This is a genomic window from Flavobacterium sp. HTF (genome assembly GCF_003105115.1).
Classification (GTDB): domain Bacteria; phylum Bacteroidota; class Bacteroidia; order Flavobacteriales; family Flavobacteriaceae; genus Flavobacterium.
On sequence record NZ_QETH01000054.1, the window covers coordinates 20,105 to 29,770 of the forward strand.

Below are 9,666 nucleotides of genomic sequence, written 5' to 3' on the forward strand. Positions count from 1 at the left end.
CGACTTCGCGACTTTGCGAGATTTTTTAAACGCTAAGCTAAAAAAACCTTGCGTGCTTTGCGGTTAATTAATAATTATAAATTGAAATTAACGCCCAAAACGATGTTTCTTCCGATATTTGGAATTCCATCTGTTTTTAATCTTGAAAGGTGTGCAATATATTTTTTATCGAATAAATTGTTTCCGTTCAGGTTGATATCAAATGCCGTTTTACCAAGTTTTACAGTTCCTCCAAAACCTAAATTCACTAAAGTATAACCTTTAGAAGCCGTTTCAAAGCCACTTACATTGTCCTGATCAAAAGTCGAAGAAATATTCAAAGAAGCAAAACCTTCGCTTAACCAGTTTTTGATATTAAATTCGGTTCTCAAAGTATTATTCCAGTTATTTGCCGGAATAAGGGGAAGGTAATCTTTGTTGTCTTTTTTGCCCGTTACAGTTTCAAAACTGGTTTCAAAATGCAACCAGTCTAAAGGATGCGGATGAAAGTGTAAACCAACTTCACCACCATATAATTGTGCATTATCCTGAACATATGCAAAAACATCATTATCATCCAAAACATCTCCTGTTGGTGATGTGTAGATATAATTGTTTACGTGATTGTAGAATCCGTTCACAAAAAATTCGAAGTGTGAATTTTTATATTCCAAATTCAAATCAGTCTGAACGTTTTGTTCCGTTTTCAAATCAGCATTTCCAATTTCGTATCGGTTTGTTCCTTCATGCACACCGTTTGAAGTTAATTCTGCTAAGTTTGGTGCTCTGAATCCTGTTGCTACATTCAGACGAAGCGTTAAAGGTTCTGCTAATTGTGTTTTATATCCCAAAGAAGCATTAAAACTGTCAAATGATTTATCCAAAGCCTGGAAATAGCCTTCCTCGCCTTCAGTTCCGTGAGCTTCAGAAGTAACGTTTCTGTTGTCAAAACGCAATCCTGCCTGTAACACATTGTTGTTCCACTCATAATTTGCTGTTCCAAAAACACCAAAATCATTTGTTGTGGCATCCGGAATTAAATATTCTTCGCCGGAGTTTTTGTTCGTCTGATGCATTCCCTGCACGCCAAGAATCGTTTCAAATTTACCAAGTTTCGGGAAATGGTATTTTGCATTATAATTTAAAGTGTTCAGTTTCATGTGCAAAGAAGCATCATTGCTGTCTTCAAATTCACTTCTGTCATTGGAAATATAACCCAAATCAACATCTAATTTTGAGTTTTCAAAAAAGATTACGTTGTTTAAGCTCAACAAATGATTGAAAATTCCCTGTCTTGGAAACTGCGTGTCTTTACTTGAAGATTGTTCTGCAATTCCTTCTTCCGGAATTCCGATATCAAGTTTGTTATAATTGTATCTCAATACACTTGAGAAACTGGAATTACTATAGCCGATTCCGGTTTTAAAATCGGTTTCGTTGTAACGTGAATTCGTCACACGGTCGCCATCTGCAATTTTGTAATCAGAGTGTGTGTTGAAACTTCCTCGTGCCAGAAATTTCCAGTTATCTGTAGACGTTTTTAATCCGATAGAAGAGTTACTTCCTTCTGTATTGGTAAAATATTTTTGGCTGAAATTGGCTTTAAAAGTGTTCGCGTCAGCAAATTTTTCCGGATTAAAATACAAAACACCACCCAAAGCATCAGAACCGTACAATAAAGAAGCCGGGCCTTTTATCACTTCCACACTTTCAACTCCGGCATCATTTAAACCTAAACCATGTTCGTCTCCAAACTGCTGATTTTCGATACGGACACCTTGTGAATAAACCAAAACACGATTACCGCTCAGTCCGCGAATTACTGGTTTTCCGATAGAAGTTCCTGTAGAAATTTGTGAAACTCCCGGAATTGTAGCCAATCCTTCAATCAATGTTGAGGTTCCTTTTTGCTGTAAGGATTTAATGCTTTCATGTTCCACTTTCATTACGTTTTGCGATTGCAGTTTGTTAAATGGAGTAGAAACAATCACTTCATCCATTTCAAGGATAGATTCTTCCAGAGCAATGTCTAAAGTGTTTTCTTTTAATAATTTAGCGATGGTTTTATTTTGAGTTGTAAAACCAACGAAAGCAAAAGAAAGGCGTAAGCTTCCGTTTGGAAGATTTGTAAACTGATATTTTCCGTTTGCGTCTGTAGTCGTACCTTTATGCAATTCAGGCGCGTAAACCGATACTCCGGTCATTGGCTGATTTTGAGAATCTGTTACAGTTCCGGAAACAGAATTTTGGGCAGAAAGCAGCCCGGAAAACCCTAAAATAAGGGCTAATATTATTTTTTTCATTTGAAATGATGCTATAGTTAAATTGATTTTTCTTCGAAATAAAAAACCGGAATAACAATAAAGCCTGCCGATCCCGAATGATTTCAGGATGGGAAAACCCACTGTTTTTTGGAATTAAATTAAAAGATTGTGATTGATTTCGTTGGTACGAAATTTAAGCAACTACAGCTGCGGGCGGACCCCGTAATAAATAGGCACTTTCCGGAAATGAAAATATTTTTTCTGAAAGAGCGAAGAAATAAGGTGTTTCTTTGTTTGGAGTATGAAACTGAAATGAAAATGCATCAGGAACAATATAACTTCCAAAAGTAAAATGACATACAAAACAAACATCATAATCGTGGTGCTGATGCGTAACTTCACCGTTTGGATCACTATAATCGTGATGGCATTGTTTTTCTGAAAGCTGTTTTACAATATGCTCATAACTGTGTATCGACTGAAACAATATTGAGAACAATACTGTCAGCGCAAAGGAAACACTTAATATGAGCTGCTTTTTTTTCATGCACCACAAAGGTATAAAAGACGAATGAGAAATGGGATTATTTTTTTTAATCTGTTGCTGATTTGCTAAAAATAGTTCGGCAAATCGTTTTATTTTTGACGAAAAACAGAATAATTACGTTCTACTCGTCTCCTGAGCCGACATTATATTATATTTGTAAGTAAAATAAATCCTCTCCAAAAAACGTTTACTTGAAAAACTCTTTAAAACCAAAATACGATATGCGATTACTTTTTAGTTGTTTGTTTTTAGTTTCGTTTTTGAATGTCTTTTCGCAGGAGGAAACAAAGCCTAAAATAGAACCAATCGTGAAAATCGATTCGCTTTATCGTGAAGATCAGTTTTATACCACTATAACGTATAATCTTTTTTCTAATATTCCTGCCGATCTTAAACAGAACAAATTTTCTTTGGGAATTTCTGCCGGATTTTTGCGTGATATGCCTGTTAATAAAAAAAGAACCTTTGCCATTGCTGCCGGTTTGGGATTGAGTTACCAGAATTTCTTTCAGAACCTTACCATTTCAAAAGATGGTTCAGATGCCTTGGTTTATCAGGTAAATGACTATAATGAATTTGTTTCTAACAGATACAGACAATATTTAGTAGATGTTCCAATTGAGTTCAGATGGAGAAATTCTACTTTTGACAGTTATAAATTCTGGAGGGTTTATCTGGGTGTAAAACTGAGTTATGCATTTGCAACCAAATCTGTACTCGACGATGGGGAATCAACTTATAAAATCAGTAATGACTCAAATATTAATAAATTTCAATACGGTCCCTATCTTTCAGCAGGGTACAATACCTGGAATCTTTATATTTATTACGGACTCAATCCGTTGTTTAAATCGGTAAAAACACTATCCGGTGAAGACTTAAACATTAGGACAATCAATGCCGGTTTGATTTTTTATATTCTATAGCCACAAAAACAAGAACAAGATCTGAGGAAGAATTCCGGTCAAAAGTCCGATAATCAGCTCTTTATTTGTATGTGCTTCCATTTCCAGTCTTGATGAAGCCACGATTCCGGTCAAAAGAACCACTAATGCTGTCCAATACGGGTTTTGCATTTTCAGATGAATATTGAGTCCAATTACAAAAAGTGCCAGACCGCTAATAGCCATCATATGTAGACTTGCTTTTATTTTAAATAAGGTAAGTATCAAAGCTACAATGGTACTGAATAATGCCCCGAGAAAAAAGAAATGCAACTCAGGATAACGGGCAATTACAATACTTCTTTTTACCAGTAGAATATATAGAAAACACTGTAAAAGAAGCGGAATCTGGCGCTGCGAAGTTTCATGCACCATTACTGATTTTACATGTCCAGTTGAACGCAAAAGCATAAAAAATAACGTCGGTACCAAAACCGTAATAATCAGGATTTGAAATAAAACATAGTATTTTTCCCTGTTCGTAAAAATATCTTCTTTACAATACAAATAAAACAAAGTAGCATACATCGAGATAAAAATCGGATGTAATATATAAGAGAATAAGGGCAATATCTTTTTCAAAACGGGATTTTTTGGTATTGAACAAATATAAGAAATTAATGTTTTTTGCCACGAATTGGGTGAATTTTAGCAAATTATTATAATTTTTTTGTCACAGATTAGAAGGATTCAAATGATTCTAATCTGTGAAAATTCTTTTAATCCAGATTACTATTTTCAACATTCGAAAAATAAAAATTCGTGCAAATTCGTGTAATTCGTGGCAAACCTTTTTTTAAATTTGACAAAAAGAATTTTCAATGAGCATAAATTTAAAAAGCCTTATCCCGGTTCTTAAAGCAGAATGGATTGGCTTAAATACTGATATTTTTGTTGATCACGTTTCGATCGACAGCCGTTCACTGCAAAACGGTTCTCAAACCTTATTTTTTGCCTTATCCGGGGCAAATAATGATGCTCATTTATATATTTCTGAACTTATAGAAAAAGGCGTTCAGAATTTTGTAGTGCAATATATTCCTGATAATTGCAAAGGAAAAGCTAATTTTCTGGTTGTAGAAGACACACTAAAAGCCTTGCAGGTATTTGCAGCCTATTATCGTAATCTTTTTGATTTTCCTGTAATCGGATTGACGGGTAGCAACGGAAAAACAATTGTAAAAGAATGGCTGAACTTTTTGTTAAGTCCTGATTTTAATATTATCAGAAGCCCGAAAAGTTATAATTCTCAGGTTGGAGTTCCGCTGTCTGTTATCGCTATAAATGAAAAACATAATTTAGGAATTTTCGAAGCCGGAATTTCGACGGTTAACGAAATGTCTAACCTCGAAAAAATCATCAAACCCAATATTGGCGTTCTGACTAATATAGGTTCTGCCCACGATGAGGGTTTTCAAAACCTGGAGCAGAAAATCAACGAAAAATTAAAGCTTTTCAAGCATTCAAAAGTTATAATTTATCAGAAAAATGAAATTGTAGACCTTTGCCTGAATTCTTTTTTAGAAGAAAATCAATTTAAAGAAAGAGTTGTTTTTTCATGGAGTTTCACCGATAAAACGGCTGATGTTTTTATTCTTAAAAAAGAAAATAAAAACGAAAAAACAACGATTCAATATCAATATAAAAATGAAATTTTTGACTTAGAAATTCCTTTTCAGGACTCGGCATCAATAGAAAATGCAATTTCCTGTCTACTGGTTTTACTTTCTTTTAAATATGATTCAGTAACTATTCAGAATCGTATGCAGATGTTGTATCCGGTAGAAATGCGTCTTGAAGTCAAAAACGGAATAAATAACTGCAGTATTATTGATGATAGTTACAGTTCTGATTTTCAATCGTTAAAAATCGCTTTGGATTTTCTCGAAAGCCAAAAAAAGAACGCTTCAAAAACAGTTATTTTATCGGATATTTTTCAAAGCGGATTTTCAAATGAAGAGCTGTATTCTAAAGTTGCACAATTAATAAATGATAATAAAGTAAATCGTGTAATCGGAATTGGAAGCACGATTTCTTCTTTTAAAAATAAATTCTCAAACGCTGTTATGTTTGAAAACACGGCTGATTTTACAGCTAATTTTGACAGCCTGAATTTTGCTAATGAAACAATTTTAATAAAAGGGGCAAGGTCTTTTCAATTTGAGGAAATTGTTACTCTATTAGAAGAGAAAACACATGAAACAATTCTTGAAATCAATCTTGATTCCATTAGTCACAACCTGAATTTCTTTAAATCAAAAGTAAAACCGGAAACTAAAATAATGGTTATGGTAAAAGCTTTTGGTTATGGAAACGGAGGCTTGGAGATTGCCAAATTGCTAGAACATCATAAAGTGGATTATTTGGGTGTGGCTTTTGCCGATGAAGGAATCTCGCTGAAAAATGGCGGAATCAAATTGCCAATTATGGTTTTGAATCCCGAATCTACGAGTTTTCCATCCATTATTCAATATCAGTTAGAACCCGAAATCTATAGCATCAAAGGGTTAAATGCCTTTTTGAAAATTGCACGTGAAAAGAACCTAAAAGATTTTCCTGTTCATATTAAATTAGATACAGGAATGCACCGTCTTGGTTTTGAGGAAGATACTATTGATGAGCTAATTGCAGCTTTAAAAGGAAATTCAACTATTCGTATACAAAGTGTATTGTCGCATTTAGCAACGAGCGACGATATGAATCATTATGAATTCGTGCTTTCGCAAATTCGCTTATTCGAAAAATTATCTTCAAAATTAATAACGGAGTTAGGCATAAATCCCATCCGACATATACTTAATACATCCGGAATCAGTAATTTTCCTGATGCTCAGTATAATATGGTGCGTTTAGGAATTGGACTTTATGGAGTTTCAAACGATCCGGCCGAACAAAAATATTTAGAGAATGTCGGTACTTTAAAATCTATTATTTCTCAGGTCCGGACTATTCCGGCAGGTGACAGTGTTGGTTATGGTCGTCGTTTTATGGCGAATCAACAAACCAAAATTGCTACCATACCAATTGGTTATGCAGACGGAATCTCGAGATTATGGGGAAATGAAGTAGGTTATGTTATGATTAAAAATACAAAAGCACCGATTGTCGGCAGCATTTGCATGGATATGCTAATGATAAACGTAACTGAAATTGACTGTAAAGAAGGAGATTCTGTGGTTATCTTTGGAGAAAATCCTACCGTGACAGAAATAGCAAATGCCTTAAAAACAATTCCTTATGAAATTCTGACCAGTATTTCGCAACGTGTTAAAAGAGTATTTTTCAGATAGATTTATCAAATTCTCACGAAATTTCCGTATTTTCGATATTCATTTATTAACAAAAAACACATTCACTATGGGATTTCTTTCTGAATTTAAGGCATTTGCAATGAAAGGCAATGTTGTTGATCTTGCTGTTGCTGTGATCATTGGAGCTGCTTTTGGTAAAATTGTTAATTCATTTATTGAAGACGTCATTACGCCTTTGGTATTAAAACCGGCCCTTGATGCGGCCCATTTATCCAGAATAGAAGATTTAACCGCTTTTGGAGGTGTAAAATATGGTTTGTTCCTTTCGGCCGTAATTAACTTTATAATTGTGGCATTTGTTTTATTTCTGATTATTAAAGCATTAAACAGCCTTAAAAAGAAAGACGAAACTCCTGCAGCGCCAGCCGGACCAACTCAGGAAGAACTACTTACTCAGATTAGAGATCTTTTGAAAAATAAATAAAAATATACTACCGCTACACTAAGTCTAACTTAACCGCCTTCTAAAGAGGCGGTTTTTTTGCAAATTGTTTATTTTGTAACATTTTGTTATTTTTTGTGAAGCATCTTGTTTTCACTTTTATTATACTTATTTTTGCGGTATAAATTTGATTATTGATTATTAAAAATATAAAAATGAGAATAGCGGTTGTAGGTGCTACCGGAATGGTTGGCGAAGTAATGCTTAAAGTTTTAGCAGAAAGAAATTTTCCTGTTACAGAATTAATTCCTGTTGCATCAGAAAGATCAGTAGGAAAAGAAATTGAATACAAAGGAGCAAAATATAAAGTTGTTGGATTGCAGACTGCTGTTGATATGAAAGCTGATATTGCTGTTTTTTCTGCCGGAGGTGATACTTCATTAGAATGGGCACCAAAATTTGCTGCTGCAGGAACTACTGTTATTGATAACTCTTCTGCATGGAGAATGGATCCGACAAAAAAATTGGTAGTCCCAGAAATCAATGCATCAGTTTTAACAAAAGAAGATAAAATTATTGCCAACCCAAACTGCTCTACTATCCAGATGGTATTGGCTTTGGCACCATTACATAAAAAATACAACATCAGAAGAATTATTGTTTCTACTTACCAGTCTATCACAGGAACCGGTGTAAAAGCGGTTAAGCAATTAGAAAATGAGTATGCAGGTATTCAGGGAGAAATGGCATACAAATATCCAATTCACAGAAATGCGATTCCACATTGCGACAGTTTTGAAGATAACGGATATACTAAAGAGGAAATGAAATTAGTTCGTGAAACTCAGAAAATCCTTGGAGACAATACCATCAGAGTTACGGCTACTGCTGTTCGTGTGCCGGTTGTTGGCGGTCATAGCGAAGCTGTAAATGTTGAGTTTACAAATGATTTTGATGTAAATGAAGTTCGCGAAATCTTACACCATACAGATGGAGTAGTAGTGCAGGATAATCTGGACACCTTCACCTACCCAATGCCATTATATGCAGAAGGTAAAAATGATGTTTTTGTTGGAAGAATTCGTCGTGATGAAAGCCAGGAAAACACATTAAATATGTGGATTGTGGCTGACAACCTGAGAAAAGGAGCAGCTACAAATACAATCCAGATTGCTGAATATTTAATTCAGGCTGGATTGGTTTAATTAGAGATTAAATAATAAAATTGTTATAAAGGAAAAACCGTAATTACAGCAATGTAATTACGGTTTTTTTGATTTTAATATTTGATTTAAAAATTATTTCCTTTTCATTAATTCTTCTCCGCAACTTTTACCAATTTTCTGAATGAGGTCACCTTTTTTAGGATCTTGTAAATCTGCCGGACCTATGTTTTCTTTCTTTAATTTACTAATAGCACAGTCGGCAATAAGAGATGCTTCTTCACTTTTTGCACCACTTTTGATTAACATTTCTTTGATTAAATTTTTGTATGTTTTTTCATTTTCTGAATTCCAGGTATTATTAACTTCAGCTGCAGAAAGGGGTTTCGATTTTGAGAATGATTCTTGTGCACAATCTTTTCCCATTTGCATGACCATTATTGATGTTTCAGGTGTATCAGCATCATTTGGTTTTAGATTTTTACTTTTTATTTTTTCAAAAACACAATTACTAATATAATTTACCTGATCATCTGAAAATACTCCCTTTGAGGTATTTTTCAGCCCTTTTTTCAATTCTGCTTTAAAGTCAGCTTCTTTTTCCGGCGTCCATTCATTTTTATTGCATGAAAATAATGTTAAAGCTAATAATGCGATACTAATGTAATTTAAGAATTTGTTCATTTATTTTAAGTTTTGGTTAACTGTGGAAGAAACTTAATGCTTTAAGCAAGCTTAGTTTTTTGCAAAAGTATTTTTAACAGACATTTTTAATAACCACTAAAAGGCATTAGAATAACAAAATAAGTCATCTGATTTAGTCTTGATTTGATATAATTAAGACTTCTAAAACCTGTTGTAGCTTTTATTTGAAAGTAATTTTGTTCTTTAAAACCTTAATAAATCTTAATTTAAATGGAATTAAAGTATAGCCTTACAGAAAATGATTATTTGCAGCAACAATTATATCTTGCTTCAAAAAGTAACCAAATTGAAAAACAAAGAAAGCGAGCCAGAATTGCTGTTCCGATAATATTATTGGTAATAGTATTTTTATCTTATTTTAATGAAAATCT

General features: G+C 33.7%; 8 protein-coding genes. 4 read left to right on the forward strand and 4 right to left on the reverse strand.

Annotation, left to right across the window (positions count from 1 at the left end; translation table 11 throughout):
* Nucleotides 1-74 precede the first annotated feature (74 nt).
* A complete protein-coding gene (locus DCO46_RS15240; protein WP_116753370.1) occupies nt 75-2,282 on the reverse strand; it encodes a TonB-dependent receptor in 2,208 nt (735 codons plus the stop codon).
* A 154-nt stretch (nt 2,283-2,436) separates the two neighbouring features.
* A complete protein-coding gene (locus DCO46_RS15245) occupies nt 2,437-2,790 on the reverse strand; it encodes a hypothetical protein (RefSeq protein WP_116753371.1) in 354 nt (117 codons plus the stop codon).
* Nucleotides 2,791-2,981: 191 nt separating this feature from the next.
* Here DCO46_RS15245 and DCO46_RS15250 point away from each other — a divergent pair, with 191 nt between their 5' ends.
* Nucleotides 2,982-3,716, forward strand: a complete 735-nt coding sequence (locus tag DCO46_RS15250; protein WP_317048057.1) for a porin family protein — start codon at nt 2,982-2,984, stop codon at nt 3,714-3,716.
* Here the strand turns inward: DCO46_RS15250 and DCO46_RS15255 are convergent.
* On the reverse strand, nt 3,711-4,316 hold the full coding sequence (locus DCO46_RS15255; protein ID WP_243416326.1) for a hypothetical protein: 606 nt from the start codon (nt 4,314-4,316) through the stop codon (nt 3,711-3,713). The genes DCO46_RS15250 and DCO46_RS15255 overlap by 6 nt on opposite strands.
* Nucleotides 4,317-4,555: 239 nt before the next feature.
* Here DCO46_RS15255 and DCO46_RS15260 point away from each other — a divergent pair, with 239 nt between their 5' ends.
* The 3 genes from DCO46_RS15260 (at nt 4,556) to DCO46_RS15270 (ending at nt 8,632) form a co-directional block, all read left to right on the forward strand.
* Nucleotides 4,556-7,024 (forward strand): bifunctional UDP-N-acetylmuramoyl-tripeptide:D-alanyl-D-alanine ligase/alanine racemase, encoded by a 2,469-nt coding sequence (locus DCO46_RS15260; protein ID WP_116753372.1) that lies wholly within the window; start codon nt 4,556-4,558, stop codon nt 7,022-7,024.
* Nucleotides 7,025-7,091: 67 nt separating this feature from the next.
* The gene (gene mscL / locus DCO46_RS15265; protein ID WP_116753373.1) at nt 7,092-7,469 is read left to right on the forward strand and encodes a large conductance mechanosensitive channel protein MscL; all 378 of its coding nucleotides are present in this window, start codon (nt 7,092-7,094) and stop codon (nt 7,467-7,469) included.
* Between the two features lie 173 nt (nt 7,470-7,642).
* Nucleotides 7,643-8,632 (forward strand): aspartate-semialdehyde dehydrogenase, encoded by a 990-nt coding sequence (locus DCO46_RS15270; protein WP_116753374.1) that lies wholly within the window; start codon nt 7,643-7,645, stop codon nt 8,630-8,632.
* Between the two features lie 93 nt (nt 8,633-8,725).
* Here the strand turns inward: DCO46_RS15270 and DCO46_RS15275 are convergent, their stop codons facing one another.
* A complete protein-coding gene (locus DCO46_RS15275; protein ID WP_116753375.1) occupies nt 8,726-9,274 on the reverse strand; it encodes a hypothetical protein in 549 nt (182 codons plus the stop codon).
* Between the last annotated feature and the right edge of the window lie 392 nt (nt 9,275-9,666).

Excerpts from the sequence above, each read along its gene's own strand:
- DCO46_RS15240 (WP_116753370.1), bottom strand. The coding sequence starts at position 2,282 with ATGAAAAAAATAATATTAGCCCTTATTTTAGGGTTTTCCGGGCTGCTT.
- DCO46_RS15245 (WP_116753371.1), bottom strand. The coding sequence starts at position 2,790 with ATGAAAAAAAAGCAGCTCATATTAAGTGTTTCCTTTGCGCTGACAGTA.
- DCO46_RS15260 (WP_116753372.1), top strand. The coding sequence starts at position 4,556 with ATGAGCATAAATTTAAAAAGCCTTATCCCGGTTCTTAAAGCAGAATGG.
- mscL (WP_116753373.1), top strand. The coding sequence starts at position 7,092 with ATGGGATTTCTTTCTGAATTTAAGGCATTTGCAATGAAAGGCAATGTT.
- DCO46_RS15270 (WP_116753374.1), top strand. The coding sequence starts at position 7,643 with ATGAGAATAGCGGTTGTAGGTGCTACCGGAATGGTTGGCGAAGTAATG.
- DCO46_RS15275 (WP_116753375.1), bottom strand. The coding sequence starts at position 9,274 with ATGAACAAATTCTTAAATTACATTAGTATCGCATTATTAGCTTTAACA.